The following is a 20,373-nucleotide window of genomic DNA, read 5'->3' as shown; positions in this document are numbered from 1 at the left end:
AAAATCATTCTAAAACAAAAGGAGTTTTATCTAAGCATGACACGACCAAACTCAGAAATTCCATACCTCAAACTCACCAATGAAATTGAAAATGAAATTCTAAACGACAGGAAAAATCATAAACCAAACGAATTTGCTTTCAAAGACGTTGACATCATTAGGCGACATGACGAGCAGCACGACAAAGCCACGCTTTCAAGGCCTGCATTTATGCGTGACGTTGAAAAGATTGTAAATATTCCTCCATATAACCGCTATGCTGGGAAAACGCAAGTTTTCTCTCTGGTCGAAAACGACGATATTTGCAGACGCGGCTTGCATGTGCAATTGGTTAATCGAGTTGCACGAGGAATTGGGTCTCTATTAAATCTCAACCTCGACTTAATTGATGCGATTAGTCTTGGCCATGACCTTGGGCACACTCCATTTGGCCATGCAGGTGAGCGTTTTCTGTCAGAGTGCTATCACGAACGGACTGGTCGCTATTTTCACCACAACGTTCATTCAGTTCGCGTGTTAGATGAGCTCTACCCACGAAACATTTCTCTCCAAACACTTGATGGAATTTTGAAACACAACGGAGAATTTGCTCAAAAGATAATCTATCGCGGTGAAATCGGTTCCTTCGAGGAACTAGACGCGCTAGTAGAAGCATGCAACACAAATGAAAAAGTTATCAAATCGCTTCGGCCCGCGACTCTTGAAGGTTGTGTTGTGCGCGTGTCAGACATGATTGCCTACATCGGAAAAGACCGCGATGACGCAATCGACATGCATGTTCTAGATTCAATAGATGTGTTCGATTCAAATGTGCTTGGCAAAGACAATGCAAAAATCATCAATAACATGACCGTAGACATCGTAAACAATTCCTATGGGAAAAACCAAATTGAGATGAGCGAGGAAATCTATCAAGATTTAAAACTAGCAAAAACACAGAACTACGAGGTCATTTATTCAAAAGAAGGCATCTTAGAGAAATCATTCTCAGAAGTTGAAACAATGTTTCAAGAGCTTTATGAAAAAATCTTAGACGACCTAAACAAAGGTGATGAATCATCTCCAGTCCATCGTCACCATGTCAAGCAGCTGGTTAAAAAATCGCACTACATCAAAGCGGAGGATTATCTAAAGATTGACCCAAACCAGATTGTCTGTGACTACATCGCGTCAATGACCGATAACTATTTCGTGAATCTCTATGAACACACATTCCCAACTTCAGAAAAGAAAATATACACGAAAGACTACATGGGTTAATTCGCTATACTGCTAGATAACAAAAAGAGACAGATCAACCCTTCTGCAATCTCAATACTGCAAATGTCTGCGCATTATTCATTTAACTTAACAGGAGGAAAAACAATGTCTCAAGCATCAGAAATTCTAGCAGCAGAACAAGCAAAATGGGCAAAATTCACCGAACTTTCACCAGATGTTATTGGCGCGTTTGGACAAATGAGACAAGCGTCTTGCAAAGAAGGTGGAGCTCTTGATTTCAAGACGATTGAACTAATTAGCATCGCCGTTGCCGTAGCTCGCAAGTGCGAACCATGCATACTCTCACACATTCAATGTGCCGTAGAAGCAGGAGTCACACGTGAAGAAATAGCAGCCGCCCTAAACGCTACAATTTTGCTGTGCGGAGGGCCTGGCTGGGCCTATTCAGCTAAAGCACTCGATGCTTTTGATCAAATGTCAGCCGACAAAAAATAGACTCAATGCTTCTCTGGAACATGTTAGTTAACTTTTATAAAAAAAATAAAGAACGAGCGAACCAGAGATGCATGTGAAGCTTTAAAAAAACAGCGAAACTCATGCATGAAAAGACTTCAAATCGATAGCTGTCAAATAAATCGGATTAGTCGAGGGACAAGCAATTGTAAAGGTAAAAAACGCTGTTGAGGTCTAAAAAAGAAAAGATGCAGCTTAAAAGCCAATACAGAAAAACGAAAAAGGGAAATGATTAATCTCGCAGTGATTGGCAAATGGTCCGATTGTTTTAAGGGGCATGCAAGTTCTATAAACGAGCGTCATGCCCCTCTTAATTTGATGAAGGCCAACGAATCTTCTTAAACCCAAGTCACATAAGCTAAATGATGCAAAAGAGCGTTTTTTCTATTCGAAGGATAGTTGAGACTGTTTCTCATAACCAGTGTCTTTTAAAAGATTTAGTTTTGAAGCAGCCTTTTTAGCTAACACATCACAACGCTCGTTCATCTCATAGCCTGCATGCCCTTTAATCCAGTTAAGTTTAACTTTGTGGGTTAGACGCAGTTTGTCAACTTTTTTCCATAAATCGACATTTAAAACTGCTTTCTTGTTGGATTTTTTCCATCCATTTTTTTTCCAAGAGTCAATCCAGTGTTTTTCAAAAGCATTCACAACATACTGCGCATCACTTGTGATTGTGACATCACAAGGCTCTTTCAACGCTTCAAGAACAGCAATGACGCCCATGATTTCCATGCGACCATTTGTAGTTCTAGAAAAGCCTTCTGACAGTTCTTTCTCGTGCACTTTTCCAGTTGAGTCGGTGAACCGAAGAATTGCACCATAGCCACCAGGGCCTGGGTTACCAAGAGATGATCCATCTGTAAACGCTTCAACTTTTTTCATAACTTAAATCTTATCAGTTAAGTTTGGCTCTAATCACTAAGCACCATCGTTTGAGCACCCTTTACAATGCGATGTTTTGCCCGGAAATTGATGAGATTAATGATGAAGATCAAAATAAAAAAGGCGCCACAAGGACGCCTTTTTAAGAATCTATTTGATGTCCCTTTATTAGAGCATTGACTGAACAGCAATAAAGAGAGGTGAGAAGGTCAAAGCAACGATGGTCATCAAGTTGATGAGAATGTTCATTGAAGGACCAGAAGTGTCTTTGAATGGGTCGCCAACAGTGTCGCCTACAACAGCAGCTTTGTGAGCATCGGAGCCCTTGCCACCATGAGCGCCGCCTTCGATGTATTTCTTGGAGTTGTCCCAAGCGCCACCAGCATTGCTCATAAAGATTGCGAGCAACATGCCAGTTGCAACAGCGCCAGCAAGGAAGCCACCAAGCATCTCTGGATCAAAGCAACCAATAGCAATCGGAACGATAACTGCAAGAGAGCCAGGAAGAATCATCTCATGAAGAGCAGACGTTGTAGAAATTGCAACGCATTTATCATACTCAGGCTCTGCCTCATATTCCATGATTCCCTTAATCTCGCGGAACTGACGACGAACTTCTTCAACCATTGCATGAGCAGCACGTGATACAGCGCCCATTGTGAGAGCAGCAAACATAAATGGCATCATAGCACCAATGAAGATTCCTGCAACGATTACTGGGTTTGTGAGAGACAAGCTGAAGTCAGGAAGTGCTGAGTGCATTGTCGCCTGGAAAGAAACGAACAAAGAGATAGCAGCCAATCCTGCAGAAGAAATTGCAAAACCTTTTGCAATAGCTGCAGTAGTGTTGCCAACAGCATCGAGAGAGTCGGTGCGGTCACGAATTTCTTCAGGAAGTCCGCTCATTTCTGCGATGCCACCCGCATTGTCAGCAACTGGGCCATAGGCATCAACGCCAACCGTAATAGCTGTATTAGAAAGCATGCCTGTAGCAGCAAGGCCAACACCATAAAGACCAACAGCAATTGCTCCTTCTGCATTAGGGAATGCAAGGTTGCCAAATGTGAAAGCACCAATAATGGCAGCTGCAACAAGAATGATTGGAGCAATCGTTGATTTCATGCCTGTTGAAATGCCTTCAATAATTACAGTGGCTGCACCTGTTTCTGCGCTCTCTGCAATTTTGTGAACAGGCTTGTATGTATCTGAGCAGAAGTACTCAGTGATTTTGCCGATTGCAAGACCAGCAACAAGACCGCAAATAACAGATCCGAAAAGCCAAATAGGTTGAGAATCTTCTGCTTGACCATTCCAAATGAAAAAGAGAACGAAGATGATGCAAATCTCAATTCCGGCAGCAAGATAGGTACCAGCGTTGAGAGCTTTGTGAAGATCAGCGCCTTCCTTAGTGCGAACTGCAAACAGACCAATGACTGATGTCAAAATGCCGAACGCAGCAATGAGCACTGGGCTGACGATTGCCCAAACTAGGTCTCCCCCGATGAAGTAGCCACCGAGTGCACCAAACGTAACCGCCAAAATCGTAGGAGCAAGAATTGATCCAGTGTATGACTCGAAGAGGTCAGCACCCATGCCAGCAACGTCACCTACGTTATCGCCCACATTGTCTGCAATTGTAGCTGGGTTTCTTGGGTCATCCTCTGGAATTCCAGCTTCAACTTTACCAACAAGGTCAGCTCCAACGTCAGCAGCCTTTGTGTAAATACCGCCACCAACACGAGCAAAAAGAGCCACGCCAGAAGCGCCAGTAGCAAAGCCCTCGACCATTCCAATGTGCTCCTTCATGAGAGCCATGTTCACAACATCGATATTAAACACGAGCAAAATGAGCCAGAGTGAAAGACCCATCAATGCAAATGTTGCCACGCAAAGACCCATCGTGAGACCACTTCTAAAGCTCACTGTCAGTGCCTTTGCAACTGAACTCTCAGCAGCATGCGCAGTTCTGGTGTTAGCGCGAGTTGCAACATACATGCCAACATAGCCAGCTGCAGCACTCAAAACACCACCAGTAACAAATGCAATAGCAGTCCAGATGTTAAGAAAAACGCCCATAACAACTGCAACGACAACGACAAAAATGACGAGAAGTTTATATTCGCTCATCAAAAATGCCTGTGCACCCTGCTGAATTTTCACAGAGATGCTGTTCATTTTCTCAGAACCAGGATCTTGTTTAAGAACCCAGTTGCCAAGATAGGCTGCAACAATCATGCCAACAGCGGCACAAACTGGAGCCAGCCAAGCGACTGTCAAACTCACTTTCTTCCTCCTTTTTAGACAGTAGACAACTTACCTATTGTAACACCCAAAAGCTTGTTTGCCTGGGTATTGTTACCTTGTTCGAGCAAGTGACGAATGCGAGTTGCGCTAACGGCCTCCCCATCAACTTGCAGCAATTCGTGAGGGACAATTCTCACTCCCTTACCATTTCCCCACTCTTGCAAAAGACCAACATCGCCTTCAGCATTAGCTCCAAAACGAAAATCTTTACCCACGTGTATTGACTTTGGTGGGAACTTCCTGAAGATGCGCTGCAAAAATTGCATCGGATTCTGCGAGGCAAATTCTTCATCAAACGGAAGAACAGCAACAGAATCGGCTCCAAGAGTTGCTAACTTGTTTAAACGCTGTGCATTAGTTTCAAGTTTGTGAAGACCTTGCTTATTAAATAGTTCATCAGGATCAACTGAAAAAGTGACTATCACACAGCGACTGTCATTTTCTTTCGCATCCTGAATTGCCTGGTCTATCAAATAGCGATGGCCCAAATGAACACCATCAAAAACTCCCATCACACAAACAGCCCCGCCGAAAAGTGCATAATCGAACGGGCAGTGCGCATTAACTATTGAACATGGCAACGTGTAACTCCCACACTAAATATTGTCTCAGCCCTCAACATTTCTAACTTTTCATCGAGAGCATAAACACCTAATACTTTGTCGGGCAGAACTATAAACATAGTTGTGCCTGGTGTCAAATCCCTGTCAACAGTCTTCGGCTCGCCGTTTACATATTCATAAACCAAATTTGGATTAAATTTAATTGGGGCGCCGTTCATGATGGCTGGCGTCATGCTCTCATCTATAAAATAGGAGAGCATTGGCAAAACTTTACAAGGATCCAACATACAGTCTTTTTTGTGCTCCCACAAATCTTCAAGTCGAAAGGAGTCAGATAGACTAATTCCTCCAACAGCCATTCTGCTCAAAGAGTGCAAATGAGCTGGGCATCCTACTCTTCCGCCAATGTCTCTCGCTAGCGACCTAACATATGTTCCAGACCCAACAACGAATCTGACCATCCAAGTCAAAGCAAGGTCGTTAATGTTGTCCTCAATGCTCAAAAGGTCGGCAGAATAAACCACCACGTCTCGTGGCTTTAGTTCAATTTCCTCTCCCTTTCTAGCTTGCGAATAGGCACGAACGCCATCAATTTGCACAGCGCTAAACTGTGGCGGAATTTGTTTTAGGTTACCAACGAAATCTTGCAAAATACTTCGTGCATAACAAGAGTTACGAAGGTTATGGGTTACAGTTCCCGTTTTCAAAACCTGACCCGTTAAATCATCGGTGATTGTTGAAAAGCCAAACTTTATAGCTGCAATATATTCTTTCTTGCAACCATCGAAATATTGGGCAAGGCGAGTTGCGGGGCCAATCATCACAGGCAAAACACCTGTTGCAAAAGGATCAAGTGTTCCGCCGTGACCAACACGTCGTTCGCAGAACACTTTTCGAACAGTATTTACGATGTCATGCGAGGTAAAATTTGGTGGTTTATTAACACCAAGCAAACAAGAAATGCCACTCTGACCACGTTTGATTTTAGTCAACTGCGTCCTCTTCGTTTAAAGCACGTTCAATTTCTTGTTTGACAAGATCAACAACAATTTCGAGAGGTTCTTCAATCACAGCTCCTGCTGCGCCTTTGTGACCGCCCCCACCAAAATGACCTGCAACTTTTCGCATGTCATAGTCACCAAGAGCCCTGAATGACACCTTAACAAATGTCTTTTCTTCTCGGGCCATAGCAACAATTTTGGTTCCATCAAGTGATCGCAAAACATTAATCATGGAGTCATAATCGGCTTTAGTAGCACCAGTCTCCTTGAACTCTTCATGAGTGATAGTCGAAATCGCACCAGCCCCATCTGCAAAAATTTCCATGTTCTGAATAACCTTATTTTGCAAAACATATGAAGCAAGCGATTTTCGCATATAAACATTTTCAGAAACAATGTGAGGGACAGCCCCCAATTGCACCATTTCTGTTGCAGCTTTAAATGCACGGGTGTCAGCGTTTTGATATTGAAAATTGCCAGTGTCGGTTGCAAGTCCTGCATAGCAACAAAATGCAATGTCGGCAGTTTTTTTTGCACCAAGATAGTCAAGCAACTCCCAAACAAGCAACGTTGTGGAAGCTGCTGATGTGTCAGTGTATGTCAACTGAGTCGCGCGTTCTCTTTCTGCGTGATGGTCAAGTGTAAATGTCTTTGGAGTAACATCTTTTTTCTTGCTTGCTGCATAACCCATGCGTTTGTTGTTTGGCGTGTCAATCATCAAAAATCCATCGGCAGTTTGTTTGACATGACCTGCATAAGTCAAATCATCGAAGCCTTTCAAAAAGTCAAAACTCTTTGGAGCTGGTTCCTTTAAAGCAAGCAAAACATCCACTTTTTTACCCAAAGACTCAAGTGCAAGTTTCATTGCAAGCTGAGAGCCAATGCAATCACCATCAGGGCTAGTGTGCCCACAAATCTGAATGTAGTCACACTCGAGAAGAGCGTTGGCAAGTTCTTTTAGCGTAGTGTTTGTTTGGGGAGTTATTCCCATTGATCATCCTCATCGTTTTGAAACTTCCCAAAATGCTCACGTTCTTCCTCAATTTGATTTTCAATGCGCACCGCATTGTCGATCGTTTCATCGAGGTGAAAACGCAACTCAGGGGCCTTTTTCCAGTCTAGTCGTCTTGCCATCATGCTTCTAATGTGCCCTTTAGCTTTAGCTAGTGCTGCTGCCGCAGAATTATAGTTATTCGGGCTCGTAGTGTAGAAAACATCAGCATATGCACGGTCGAAAGAAACTTTGCAACCAGTTATGGTGACAAATTGCAAGCGCGGGTCTGAGGTCTCAAACATTAAAATGTTCGAAATCTCAACCTTTGCCTGTTCATCAACTTTTCGATTCGTCTTTTTCATCGCGACTCTATTCTGTTCTTTCTACCGTTTCAAGGGTGTAGGCCTCAATTGTGTCTCCAATTTTGATGTCTTGGAATCCTGCAACACCAATGCCACATTCAAAGCCACTGCGAATTGACTTTACGTCGTCTTTCAAATGACGAAGGGATCCAATCTCACCTTCAAACACAACTGTGCCGTCTCGAACCACACGCACTTTGTTGTCGCGATTTATTTCGCCTTCCTTAACATAGCAACCAGCAATAGTCCCTGCCTTTGGAACCTTAAATGTCTCTCTGACTTCGGCTATTCCTGTGTCTTTTTCTACAATGTCGGGCGAAAGCATGCCAACGCGAGCAGCATTGATGTCTTCAATTGCCTTGTAGATGACGTTATAAAGGCGAATGTCAACCTTTTCACGCTCTGCATTTTGACGTGATTTGCCCGTTGGACGAACGTTAAATCCGATGATAACTGCATCAGATGCAGCTGCCAAAGTTACATCTGTTTCGGTAATGCCACCGACAGCACTGTGTACAACATTGATGCGAACCTCACTTTGGTCCATCTTTGAGAAGGCGTCAACAAGTGCTTCGATGGAGCCTTGAACGTCAGCTTTGATGATGAGGTTAAGATCAACTGTCTTGCCTTCCTCAATCTTTCCGAAGAGTTCATCAAGTGTCATGTGACCTTTTTGTTGCTCAGCCAAACGCTCACGCAAAGCACGTTCTTCTGCCAAATGGCGAGCATCACGTTCATCAGCAAACACGCGGAACTCATCACCTGCAACAGGAACAGAGCCAAGACCCAAAATCTCAACAGGATCTGCAGGGACAGCCTGCTTTACACTTTCGCCAAGTGGGTTAATGAGCGCACGAACGCGACCATATGAAGAACCTGCTACAACCGTGTCTCCTGGCTGCAATGTTCCACGCTGAACAAGAACAGTCGCAACTGGTCCACGTCCTTTGTCAAGGTTTGACTCAATAACAAATCCAGAAGCTAGTGCATCAGGGTTAGCTTTGAGTTCAAGAACATCTGCTTGCAAAAGAATTGTCTCCAGCAAGTCATCGATGTGTAGTTTTTTCTTAGCTGAAACATCAACGAACATGTTTGAGCCGCCCCATTCTTCGGGGATAACACCATATTCTGTGAGCTCGGTGCGAACGCGCTCTGGATTAGCGCCATCTTTATCGACCTTGTTAACAGCTACGACGATTGGAACATCAGCAGCTTTTGCGTGATTGATAGCTTCAATGGTTTGTGGCATCACTCCATCATCAGCAGCCACAACCAAAACAATCACATCAGTAACTTGAGCACCACGGGCACGCATTGCGGTAAATGCCTCGTGGCCAGGCGTGTCGATAAAAGTAATTTGACGGTCATTGATTTTAACTACAGAAGCACCAATGTGCTGCGTAATTCCGCCAGCCTCTGATGACACAACTCCAGTGTGGCGAATCGCATCAAGCAAAGATGTTTTGCCATGGTCAACGTGACCCATAACTGTGACAACAGGAGGTCTCGGTTTTAAATCTTCCTCGGTGTCTTTGATTACAACTGCATATTCTTCATCAGGAGAAACAATTCTCACTTTTCTGTCTAGGTCAGCAGCAATGAGCTCAATTAAGTCATTGTTCATTGTTTGAGTCAATGTTAAAGGCTGGCCCAGGAGGAACAACCTCTTAACCACATCACCTGAGGCAACTTGAAGAAGTTCAGCAAACTTGCCGACCGAAGCACCCTCTGGAATCTCTACAACCGACTCATCCAAAACGAGTGATGGATCAAGACCCTTTGCTATTGCTTCTGCCTCGGCGCGCTCACGTGCTTCTTCTTCACGCTTCTCTTTTCTCTTTTTGCGGCGCCCTTCTCCTGTCTTAGAAGCTGCTGCCTGAACTGCAGCGCGAGCTTCTGCCAAAACTTTATCGCGCTGGAGCTTTTCAACTTCAACGGCCATTTGTTTATAGCGGTCTTCGCCTGATTCTGCTGTGTTCTCTAGTTCTGGAACAACTTGTTTTGTCTTTTTGCTCTGTGCAGCTGCATTGCTCATGCGCTTCTTTTCAGATTCGACCTGTTCGAGCAGCGATTTGAATTTATCAGAAGTCGCAGGGCGAGAAGAAAGCTTTTTCTTGGGCTTTTTTGGAGCCTGTTCTTCTGCTGTTTTGTGAGCATTTCTGTTGCGAAGATTTTCTTCAATCTTGGCCTTTTTATCAGCCTCTTGCTTGTTCTTTTTAACTTGAGCAAGCAATTTTTTGGCTGCGGCTTCACGCTTTGCACGATCAGTTTCTTCAACTATTTGCTTTTCGAGCTTTGATAGACCTGCATCAGGAGAGGTTGTGGCAATCTTTTTTACAGCCTCTTTGATGTCTTCTGCTGTAACTTTAACTTCTTCCTTATTGTCAGAAGGTTTTGCAGTTGATTTTTTTGACACTCCAGCACGGGTTGTCTTTCGCTTGTGAGCTTCACGCTCTTTAAGCTCAGCTTCACGGGCCTTTCTTCTGGCTTCTACCTCAGCTTTTTCTTTTTCTTTGGTCTTTTTAATTTCAGCCTCAACCTTTTTTTTGGTTGCGGCATCAACCTTACCACCAGCCTCAACGACTTCTTTTGCAAGCTTCTCGCGAGCAAGCTTAACATCGTCTTCTGACATTGGGCTGGCGTGAGTTTTTACAGCAATGCCAACTTCATTGAGCTTTTTAACGAGCTCTTTTGGATCCATATTCAGCTCATTTGCTAACTGTTTAACACGCATCGCACTCATTTGCCACCTCGCTTTCTCTAATCTTTATCTTGCAATCTGTCGCTATTCTTCCTCGAGACGAGCATGAATGCCACAATATTTAGAACCAGGGCGCGCATGATTTCTGCAACGAACTCCATCTTCGCTGACAAATGCACAAGTTTCGTCGACTTCCTCTTCTTCTATGAGAGAAGTATCTTCGATTAGTGGTCCTCCTGTGAAACTCGTTGACTTGATATCGATGTGCCATCCTGTCAAACGTGCAGCCAGACGTGCGTTTTGTCCTTCTTTACCAATAGCAAGAGACAACTGATCATCGCTAACGACCACTGTTGCAAAATGTGTGTCTCTATCAACAGTCACGGAAGTTATCTTTGCAGGCGAAAGTGCATTTGCAATGTAAACTTCAGGACGCTCATCATAGGCAATAATGTCAACGCGCTCGTTTTTGAGTTCCTCAACCACCATGCGAACACGTGAGCCTTTAGGTCCAACGCATGCACCAACAGGATCAAGGTTTGGCTCTTTTGAAGCAACGGCAATTTTGCTTCTGTCTCCAGCCTCACGAGCAATCGACTTGATTTCAACAATTCCATCATAAACCTCAGGAACTTCCATCTCAAACAAACGACGAAGAAGGTCAGGATGTGTTCTTGAGACAACAATAGTTGGACGCGATTGTTCACCTTTGACATGAAGTTCTTCGCCATTAGGGTTGCGAACCTTTAAAATCAAGAGTTTCAAACGCTGGTTGTGATGATAGCGCTCATTATCTGGACGCTCATTTAGCTCATTAGGATAACGTCTGAGGTCAAAATGAGGAAGTTCAGCCTCGACTCCGTCACGGATCTTAATAATTGTAAAGTCTTTAGTCCCTTGAAGAACAGTGCCTGTGATTAGGTCGCCAACCCTTTCGGAAAACTCTTCGTAAATTGCCTGTCTTGTCGCATCACGAACAATCCCTGCGATAACGCCTTTAGCATTTTGAGCAGCAATGCGACTAACATCGTCTGGCGTGATGTCAACTTCCTCGTAGTCATCCCATTCGTCGGTTTCCTCGTTGTAATCGCCAACGGGAACAAGCTCATAAACATAAATGCGCCCCGATTTGCGGTCAATTGTCACACGAGCAGGATTGACAAGACCCAAAATCTTCTCATAGCTTTTCGCAAGTGACTCCTCAAGCTTTTCAATGATGTAAAACTCGTCAATTTTGCGCTCATGTGCGAGAGCCTGCAAGGCATCAATCAAGTTTACGTTATCTGCCATTATCAGTCCTTTCCTATTGATTGCTCAACCTAAAGTTGACCAATTAAATTTGCACGTTTAATGTTTGAAAAGTCAAGGTCGTGTAAACCTTGGTCATCTTCAATAGTCACAGTCGTTTCAGACACAGATGAAATGATGCCGTTAAAGTTTCTTCTTTCTTCGACAGGCATTTGAACACGCACATGTGCTTCGCTTCCGATAAAACGCTCAAAATGTGAGAGCAACACAAGCGGTCTGTCAATGCCAGGTGAAGAAACTTCCAAAGTGTAAGCCGCCTCGAATGGATCAATCTCATCGATAATTGGAGAAATAAACTCCTGCGCCGATGCGAGTTCTTCAAACGAAACTCCACCGTCTGTGTCAATAAACACCTTAAGAATTGGGGCCTTTTTTGAACCGACAACAGAAACGTTAACGATTTCAAAACCGTTCTTTACCGCCTCTGTCTCAAGCTCATCAAAAATCTTTTTTTCAAATGTCGTTAACAAACAAGTCTCCATAAAATAAAAAAAGCGGGCATAGGGTCGCCTGCTCTTCCAAAAACTGCAAAGGTGTCTTTTAATAACAAAATATTTATAACAAAGAAAAATAACTCTGTCAATGTTTGGCAAAACTTGTGATATGCTATTAAGTCGCATGGAGGAGTGGCCGAGCGGTTGAAGGCGGCAGTCTTGAAAACTGTTGTGCGGCAACGTACCGTGGGTTCGAATCCTACCTCCTCCGCCACTATAAAATATGCGCCCGTACCTCAGCTGGATAGAGGGGCTGACTACGAATCAGACCGTCGGGGGTTCGAATCCCTCCGGGCGCACCATCTAAATCCCCAAACAGTTAAACAACTCAAACAAACACAACTAGATGTTTAAATTTCAAAAACCTAGCGTTAACACTGCTATATCTGCTGTCAAAAACAGATTCTCATATCGCCACGACCAAGCAAACTTCACATCTGCACTCTAAATTCTTGAAGCAGTGCACAGCACTTATGCATTTATATCCAAAGATTTCTGATCGTTTAAGGTTAGCTATCAGCCAAGTTATTCGCCCATTAAATCACTGCTTCTTGCGTCGAGTTTTCAAGAAACAGCGCATGTAAATGTGTGCTCATTGGTAATCGCAGGCCTAAAGGTTATCTGTGACCCTTAGCTTACAATACACGCAATAAAAGGGGTGTTAGCCTGGCAGAAACCAGAAGTGAGATCATCAAGCCCGAGGGCAATAAAATGAAAAATTCGCGAATTAAATTGCCAGCTTAAAGCCAATGTTTTAACGTTCGTGTTCAACGCGATAGACTTCGAGTTCCCAAAGACGGCGGTGGCTTCGAGCAACATTGTCAAGAATGAGCCCCACAAACAACGAGACGACCGCACACATAACAATTCCCATCGATAAAAAAGCAGTTGGGAATCGTGGAACCATTCCCGTTTTCAAGAACTCTGCAAAAACAGGGATTCCAAAAATCAATCCGACAACCAGCAAAATTAGTGACAGCCATCCAAAAAATGCCATCGGTTTATTTTCTTTGAACAAAGATGCAATAGCCATTAGAACCTTAGCACCATCTTCAAACGTGTTTAGTTTAGAATCGCTTCCTTCTGGACGATCACGATATTCAATTGGCACGTCTACTACTCTCCATCCTTTGTCTACAGCATGAATCGAGAGTTCTGTTTCGATTTGAAATCCTTTAGACATGACAGGCATTGTTTTTACGAATGTTCTTGTCATTCCACGATAGCCTGTCATAACGTCATCAAAAGCAAAGCCATAAATCACTTTTATGAGCCAACGCACAAGATTGTTCCCAAATCCATGGAAAGCACGATCATTTTCTTCTCCATAGGAGCCGTTTGAAAGACGATCTCCCACCGTCATGTCGGCATATCCTGCAACCATAGGCTCAATCAAATCAGTAGCGAATTCTGCAGGATAGGTGTCATCACCATCAACCATAATGTAATAGTCGGCATCAATGTCACGAAACATTTGGCGAACAACATTGCCCTTGCCTTGACGACATTCATGGCGAACAATTGCACCATGCTCCAAAGCAATCTCTGCTGTCTTGTCGGAAGAATTGTTGTCATAAACATAAATATCAGCCTCAGGCAAAGCTTCTTTAAAATCATCAATAACCTTGCCAACTGTCAAGGCTTCGTTGTAGCAGGGAACCAAAACAGCAACGCCCACACCCCGCCTTGCGACTGCCAATTTTTCCTCAGAAAGAGAATTATTTTTGTTGTCTATAGTTGGATTCATTTATAGCTCGCTTTGTAGAGTAAATACGACGAATAAATTATAAATGGAAAAGCCCGCTTGCAGACCTGCGGTTTAACATGCCCTTGCGATAAAATTTAGTCATGCAGGATAAAAGAAAAATCTATGTATCGCACGCATCAGTCGGCTCAGGTCACAAAACAGCCGCTCATGCAATATCTCTTGCTACAGAAATGCTTCAAAAAGAAGCGGGTGTTGCCGCTGACTATGAGCCCGAGATGATTGACATTCTCGATTATGGAAGAATAAAATTCGATGGTAATAAATATGCAACTACGTTCACAGGTGCAACACGCCCAATTTATGACATAACTTGGCGCTACACTTTCACAGGACGCATTTTGTGGGGCGGCGGAACTTCTTTTGCTCACGTAATGTTTCCGAAATTTACAAAAAAAGTTAGAGAAGAAAAACCTGCAGCAATAATTTGTACACACATTACTGCGGCCAACGCAGCTGTGGGCGCAAAAATAATAACAAAACAGAACTTCCCAATAATTTGCGTCCCAACCGACTATGAAGTTGAGGGTTTATGGCCTCATTCCTACACCGATTTGTTTTGTGTGGCAAATGAAGAAATGGCAGAAACTCTTCGTGCAAGGCACATTCCAGAAGACAAAATAAAAATCACTGGCATGCCAACCAATCCCGAATTCATCCAGGAATATGACAGAGATGAAGTCTGCAAAGAATTTAATCTCCCTGCTAACAAGAAGTTAGTCCTAACGATTGCAGGCGCCTCACTTCTGCAACCATACATCCACATAAAAAAAGTAATTGAAAACCTTGTTCCACACATGCAAGAGTTTAAAAACTTGCACTTCGTGATTGTTGTAGGCAAAGACTCAGAAATGAAACGGGAACTAAAAAGTTTTAAAGAAAAGCATCGCATAGAAAACATAACCGTTTTGGGATATGTCGAGCAAATGGCAATGCTGTTAAACGCGTGCGATCTTGTGGTGTGTAAAGCAGGAGGCATGACAGTAACAGAGTGTTTGTGTGCCGGAACGCCTATGATTCTCACTTGCCGCGCATATGGCCAAGAAAAAGCTAACGTAAAAATGCTGACCGCCGCTGGCGCCGCTGTTCATGTCACGACATCTCGTGAGCTTTGGTCTACGCTCATGCAGACCGACAAAAACCCTCACGCACACGACGGACTGAAATATGCTGCAATGAACATTCGAAAGCCAAATGCTTCAATTGACATTGCAAGAGAAACTCTTCTTAAAATCGATGAAGCAAACCAAACACTGAAGAACGGGAAGCCACGGCGTCATTTCATTAAAATCTACATAGGTAACAAACCAGTCCATCCAAGATAGCGTTCAATCAGTGCAAAACCCAATCACAGAAATTTAAAGCTAGTCGCGTTAGTGACTCAAGCACTCAGGAAAACAAAATCTCATCAAACCAATTGCAATCCTTCAGTTTGATGCGAAGTTAAATGCCAGCAAAAAAATGCGCTAAAGAAAACTCACTCACTATCAACTGTTATTGTTACAGTTGAACCCTTTTCAAGCTTAGTGCCTTCAGACGGACTAACAGATTTAACAATTTTTTGACCCGAAGAAGAAGGGTTCAAGTCATTTACATTCGGTTCAAAGCCAGCATTCTTCAAAGACGCTACGGCCGATTCTTTAGTGTTTCCCTCAAGACCATAAGGAACGGTACCATATTCTACCTTTGGTCCAGAAGAAACAATACAGCCAACGGTTGATCCTTTCTTAACCTTAGTGCCTGCACTTTGAGTTTGAGAAATTACATAGCCAGCATCTTTGTCGCTTGCTTGGGTTCCATTGTTTTGATATTTCAAACCGACGGACTCAAGTGTTTTTTGAGCATTGCTCTCTGACATTCCAACGATGTTTGGCACCTCAACCTCCTCGGCACCTTTTGAAATTACGAGAGTGATGGTCGATCCTTTTTTGACAGATTTTCCAGCTTCTGGCGACTGTTTCATGACCTTGCCTTTATCAACATCATCAGAATTATCCTCTGTTGTTGATCCTAGAGCAAAACCTGCTTTTAATATCTCTTTTTGTGCCTCTTCTAGCGTTTTGTTCTTCAAATCAGGAACTTCAACTTCTTCAGTTCCTTGAGAAACGACTAAGTTAATCTTCGAACCTTTAGCCGCTTTCTCTCCGCCTTTAGGGCTTTGGGAAGATATGTGACCAGCTTCGGTGTTTGTGTCATAGGCAGAATCCATTGATCCAACTTGAAAGCCGGCATCTTCGATAATTTGTTTAGCTTCTTCAGTGGTTTTTCCTGTGACATCGGGAACGTCGATTTTGTCACCACCGCCACCCAAAAGAGCTGCCAAAACGAGTCCAACTACAACTATAGCGCCCACAACCGCCGCAGCAATGCCAACCTTCTTGCCTTTAGACATGCCAGAACTTGTGTTGTTCTTTGAATAATTTCTGGGCGCCTGCTCAGATGTTGATGCCTCTGAATTGTTTATAGCAGGCATGACTTCTGTGTGGTCTCCCACACCACCAACAGGAACGACTCCCATTGCAGGAGGAATGACGCTAGTTCTTGCTTGAGTGAATGAAGGATTCATTCTGCCTGCAAGATAATCGTTTAGGGCAATTTTCATGTCATGAGCAGTTGAATAGCGACCACTTGCGTTCTTAGATATTGCCTTTAAAATAATCGACTCTAAAGCAGGATCAAGATCAGGGTTAATGGCTGATGGCTTCATTGGCTGATCTTGAACTTGCATCAAGGCAACGCTCATTGCGTCGGGTGCATCGAAAGGAAGCTTGCCTGTGGCAGCTTCATACATAACAACGCCGAGTGAATAAATGTCAGTAGCAGCAGTAACATCTTTGCCCTGGGCTTGCTCAGGGGAAATGTAGTGTGCCGTGCCTAAAACATTACCTGTTTTTTCTGATAACGAATTTTTAGCTCTTGCTATGCCAAAATCCATGACCTTAACGTTTCCGTCAGGCTGAATCATTATGTTTTGAGGCTTAATGTCTCTGTGGATGATGTCTTGTGAGTGGGCGACCGTGAGGGCCTGGCAAACCTGTGAGCCAATTTCTGCAACTTTGCGCTGGTTGATTGCTCCGCGTTGCTTAATTGCGCTCTTCAAGTCACTTCCGCGAACATATTCCATAACAATGAAATAGGTGCCAGCATCGTGTCCCCAATCATAAACATTGACGATATATGGCGATTGAAGATTTGCAGCTGCTGCTGCCTCCTGGCGGAAACGACGTGCAAAATCATCATCATTTGCATATTGAGGAAGCATTACCTTGACTGCAACTATGCGCCCCAAAACATTGTCCTGTGCGCTGTAAACCTCGGCCATTCCGCCGACGCCAATGCGCTCGCCAATTTCATATCTTCCGTTTAGGATTTTGCCTGTCATTGATGATGTAGCAGTCATATTACCCCTCACACGTGCTATATTTTTTGCTTGTTTGTGTTTAAAAGTGACGCTTATCTGTGGATAAATTTTATCACAGCCTCCAACACAAACTTTTTCCTAATTGATAACTCCTTGAGCTTTAAGAGCAGCCGTAATCACCTGCTTGACCCGCGAAGTCGCCGCTCCCTCGCCAGCTTGCTCTAACTCCAATGCAACCACAACATTTTTAGCGCCATCGGCATCGGCAATTCCTATGAACCAAGAATCGGCCTCGCGCCCCGCGTTTTCGGCAGTTCCAGTTTTGCCAGCAACAGTAACCCCTGGCACAGAAGCGCCAGTCGCAGTTCCTTCTTTTACAACGCCTTTCATGCACTCGAGGACACGATCAGCAACTTCTTTAGAAACTGCATTTTTGTATGTTTTTGGTTTTGCGGTGTAGGAAATCTCACCGTTAGCGTTGTTGGTGCTTTCGACAAGATAGGGTTTCATGATAGTTCCACCATTAGCAATGCCGCATGCCACGAGTGCCATTTGGAATGTGTTGGTCTGAGGACCAGCTGGACTTGAGTGTTGTCCAACAGGCTCACCCGCTGCCGCCCACGCAGTCTCCCACTCTGTCATTTCACTTGGATCAGGCATCAAACTTGTGAGTACAGGCAGGTCAAAGTCAATTTCATCGTTAAATCCAAAGTTCTCTGCAGTTTTTACAAGCCTCTGAGCGCCAATTTGTGTGCCCAGCTGTCCAAACACTGTGTTCAAGGAATACTCAAAACCACGCTTCAATGTTACATCTCCATAACCAGCGCCTGCATAGTTTGTGACTTTAGCATTGCCGATTTCTATGGATCCAGGAGCAGAAAACACAGTGTCTTCATCTGCCACCCCGTTTTCAAATGCAGAAGAAAGCGTGACCGTTTTAAACGTAGAACCAGGAGACGAAAGCGAGTTTGTTGCTCTGTTCAACAAAGAAGAATCATCGCTGTTTCCCGAACTAGAAAGAACATCTTCTGCTTGAGATGCATCATATGTCGGAGAAGATGCCATTGCCAGCACTTCGCCTGTTGTTGGATCAATCACAACACAAGACCCTTTGTAGCCAGAAAGTGCATTTTGAGCAGCCTGTTGAACAGAAGAGTTTAGTGTCAACTTAACATCGTTACCCGATGTGTGAGTGCCCATCATATATTTAAGCAAATCATCAAACGTCGCCAAATTGCTGTCACCTTTTAGCGCGTCATTCCACGATGCCTCAATTCCGCTCGTTCCATAACGCGAAGAATAATAGCCAACAACATGACTTGCCAAATTGCCTGATGGATAGACTCTCTTGTAGGTCCCGTCATCTTGCTGTTCACTGCGAGCAAGCACAACTCCATCAGATGTTGAAATTGTGCCTCTCTCGGTGGTAGCTTCTTTGGTGATTGAATGGTTATTGCTTGGCATGCTTTTAATGCTGTCGGCGTTTATGACCATTAGATATGTCAAATTCGCAACAAGTGCTGCAAACAAAGCACTGTAAATAATAATTTGAACTGTCAATCGCTTCGACAAGGCATGACGACCAAGAACTCCAGAATCAGAGGCTCGGTGCATAACGCTCGTCTTCATCTCACTGTTGATGCCGGTGCCTTCCTCGCCTGCCTTCAAAAGCAAAGCCACAATAATAAAGCCACAAATCAACGATGTTCCGCCTTGGGAAATGAAAGGCAAAGTGATGCCAGTCATTGGTATGAGGCGAGTTACACCGCCGACGATAATGAAAGCTTGAAGAACGATGATTGCAGTGCAACCAGCAGCCAAAAAACAAGAGACGTCTGATTTGGCACGTGCCGAAATGCACACACCTCGAATTGCAAAACACAAATAAAGAAGAAGAACTCCCGCTCCGCCAAGCAAACCTGTTTCTTCACAAATTGCTGCGAAAATAAAGTCGCTCTCGACATATGGAATGCTAGTGCAAAGTCCCTTGCCGATTCCAACGCCAAAAATTCCGCCGTCAGCAAAAGAATAAATGCTTTGCACAAGTTGATATCCAGTGCCCTGCGCATCATCAAATGGATCTTGCCAGATTTGCACACGCACTTGAACGTGCGAGAAGAAATGATAAAGGAGAACAGCAGCTATGCCTGCCAACAAAACACCGATGATAATGTAGAACTTCTTGCCTGTTGAAATGTATAGAACAACAAGAAACACGAGAAATAAAACTAGCGCCGAACCAAGATCTTTTTCGAGAACGACAACCATAAAAGCAAGTGCCCACATGACAATGAGAGGCAGCAGCGTCGCTAACGATGGGAGGCGAAAGGGTCCAACTCTCCATGAAAAAATAGAGAGCATCTCCCGATGTTGAGCTAAATAGCCCGCCAAAAAAATCACAATGCATATTTTTGCAAGTTCTCCAGGCTGAAAAGAAAAACCACCAATTTCGATCCAGAGTCTAGATCCATTCACTTCTGAGCCAACGACCGGAAGCATTGGTGCTAAAAGAAGCAAAATACCAACAATGATGAATGTATATTTATATTCAGCAAGCTTATCAAGCGACTTAACAAGCCACAAAATTAGAATGAGGATTGCAACACCTGCAAAAAGCCACATGAGCTGGCGACCTGCTGATTCAGGTGCGAGGCGCGTAACAAAAGCGATTCCGATGCCTGATAGCGCAAAAGTGATGGGAAGAATCGCAGGGTCGGCGTTTGGCGCAAGTTTCCGAACAGCAAAATGAGCCGCCAAAAAAGCAGCGAAGATGCCAATTGGAACGCCAAGAGTGTTAAAAGACAACTCCTGCCCGCCAACAAGAACAAGCATTGCGAACAAAACAATCACAATCGGCGCCGCAATACACAAAAGCAGAAGTTCCATGTTTCTGCGCTTCAT

At 43.9% G+C, this 20,373-nt stretch carries 15 protein-coding genes and 2 tRNA genes; 5 read left to right on the top strand and 12 right to left on the bottom strand.

Annotation, left to right across the window (positions count from 1 at the left end; all coding sequences use genetic code 11):
• The first annotated feature begins 36 nt into the window (after positions 1 to 36).
• Together FXZ76_RS02465 and FXZ76_RS02460 are read left to right on the top strand one after the other, a co-directional pair.
• Positions 37 to 1,260, top strand: a complete 1,224-nt coding sequence (locus FXZ76_RS02465) for a deoxyguanosinetriphosphate triphosphohydrolase family protein (protein ID WP_079535596.1) — start codon at positions 37 to 39, stop codon at positions 1,258 to 1,260.
• A 105-nt stretch (positions 1,261 to 1,365) separates the two neighbouring features.
• Positions 1,366 to 1,716 (top strand): carboxymuconolactone decarboxylase family protein, encoded by a 351-nt coding sequence (locus FXZ76_RS02460; protein ID WP_079536862.1) that lies wholly within the window; start codon positions 1,366 to 1,368, stop codon positions 1,714 to 1,716.
• Between the two features lie 402 nt (positions 1,717 to 2,118).
• Here FXZ76_RS02460 and rnhA read toward each other — a convergent pair whose 3' ends face one another.
• The 9 genes from rnhA to FXZ76_RS02415 form a co-directional block, all read right to left on the bottom strand.
• Complete coding sequence (gene rnhA / locus FXZ76_RS02455) at positions 2,119 to 2,619, bottom strand: ribonuclease HI (protein WP_079535593.1); 501 nt, start codon at positions 2,617 to 2,619, stop codon at positions 2,119 to 2,121.
• Between the two features lie 168 nt (positions 2,620 to 2,787).
• A complete protein-coding gene (locus tag FXZ76_RS02450) occupies positions 2,788 to 4,902 on the bottom strand; it encodes a sodium-translocating pyrophosphatase (protein WP_079535590.1) in 2,115 nt (704 codons plus the stop codon).
• Positions 4,903 to 4,916: 14 nt separating this feature from the next.
• Positions 4,917 to 5,504: an FAD synthetase family protein gene (locus tag FXZ76_RS02445; protein WP_079535588.1), complete on the bottom strand. Its 588-nt coding sequence runs from the start codon at positions 5,502 to 5,504 to the stop codon at positions 4,917 to 4,919.
• Entirely contained in the window at positions 5,489 to 6,478 is a 990-nt protein-coding gene (truB, locus tag FXZ76_RS02440; RefSeq protein WP_079535586.1) for a tRNA pseudouridine(55) synthase TruB, read from the bottom strand. The genes FXZ76_RS02445 and truB overlap by 16 nt, the downstream gene beginning before the upstream one ends.
• Complete coding sequence (locus FXZ76_RS02435) at positions 6,471 to 7,478, bottom strand: DHH family phosphoesterase (protein ID WP_079535585.1); 1,008 nt, start codon at positions 7,476 to 7,478, stop codon at positions 6,471 to 6,473. The genes truB and FXZ76_RS02435 overlap by 8 nt, the downstream gene beginning before the upstream one ends.
• Complete coding sequence (rbfA, locus tag FXZ76_RS02430; protein WP_079535584.1) at positions 7,469 to 7,843, bottom strand: 30S ribosome-binding factor RbfA; 375 nt, start codon at positions 7,841 to 7,843, stop codon at positions 7,469 to 7,471. The genes FXZ76_RS02435 and rbfA overlap by 10 nt, the downstream gene beginning before the upstream one ends.
• A 7-nt stretch (positions 7,844 to 7,850) precedes the next feature.
• Entirely contained in the window at positions 7,851 to 10,586 is a 2,736-nt protein-coding gene (infB, locus tag FXZ76_RS02425; protein WP_079535582.1) for a translation initiation factor IF-2, read from the bottom strand.
• Between the two features lie 42 nt (positions 10,587 to 10,628).
• Complete coding sequence (gene nusA, locus FXZ76_RS02420) at positions 10,629 to 11,834, bottom strand: transcription termination factor NusA (protein WP_079535581.1); 1,206 nt, start codon at positions 11,832 to 11,834, stop codon at positions 10,629 to 10,631.
• Between the two features lie 29 nt (positions 11,835 to 11,863).
• Positions 11,864 to 12,334, bottom strand: a complete 471-nt coding sequence (locus FXZ76_RS02415; protein WP_162273039.1) for a ribosome maturation factor RimP — start codon at positions 12,332 to 12,334, stop codon at positions 11,864 to 11,866.
• A 138-nt stretch (positions 12,335 to 12,472) separates the two neighbouring features.
• Between FXZ76_RS02415 and FXZ76_RS02410 the strand changes: the two genes are divergently transcribed.
• Both FXZ76_RS02410 and FXZ76_RS02405 read left to right on the top strand, forming a co-directional pair.
• Positions 12,473 to 12,560 (top strand) — tRNA-Ser (locus FXZ76_RS02410).
• 11 nt (positions 12,561 to 12,571) lie between these two features.
• A tRNA-Arg gene (locus tag FXZ76_RS02405) sits at positions 12,572 to 12,648 on the top strand.
• A 452-nt stretch (positions 12,649 to 13,100) separates the two neighbouring features.
• Here FXZ76_RS02405 and FXZ76_RS02400 read toward each other — a convergent pair.
• On the bottom strand, positions 13,101 to 14,093 hold the full coding sequence (locus tag FXZ76_RS02400; protein ID WP_079535576.1) for a glycosyltransferase family 2 protein: 993 nt from the start codon (positions 14,091 to 14,093) through the stop codon (positions 13,101 to 13,103).
• 101 nt (positions 14,094 to 14,194) lie between these two features.
• Between FXZ76_RS02400 and FXZ76_RS02395 the strand changes: the two genes are divergently transcribed.
• On the top strand, positions 14,195 to 15,436 hold the full coding sequence (locus FXZ76_RS02395; protein WP_079535574.1) for an MGDG synthase family glycosyltransferase: 1,242 nt from the start codon (positions 14,195 to 14,197) through the stop codon (positions 15,434 to 15,436).
• A gap of 152 nt (positions 15,437 to 15,588) precedes the next feature.
• Here FXZ76_RS02395 and pknB read toward each other — a convergent pair whose 3' ends face one another.
• Positions 15,589 to 17,493 carry a Stk1 family PASTA domain-containing Ser/Thr kinase gene (gene pknB / locus FXZ76_RS02390; RefSeq protein WP_079536860.1) on the bottom strand — a complete coding sequence of 635 codons (1,905 nt, stop codon included), beginning with the start codon at positions 17,491 to 17,493 and terminating at the stop codon, positions 15,589 to 15,591.
• Positions 17,494 to 17,610: 117 nt separating this feature from the next.
• Positions 17,611 to 20,373, bottom strand: a complete 2,763-nt coding sequence (locus tag FXZ76_RS02385; RefSeq protein WP_079535572.1) for an FtsW/RodA/SpoVE family cell cycle protein — start codon at positions 20,371 to 20,373, stop codon at positions 17,611 to 17,613.

It is taken from the genome of Phoenicibacter congonensis, from assembly GCF_902386915.1.
GTDB classification, from domain to species: domain Bacteria; phylum Actinomycetota; class Coriobacteriia; order Coriobacteriales; family Eggerthellaceae; genus Phoenicibacter; species Phoenicibacter congonensis.
The sequence above is the reverse complement of the archived record's forward strand: the minus strand, read 5'-3'. Positions and strand labels throughout refer to the sequence as shown.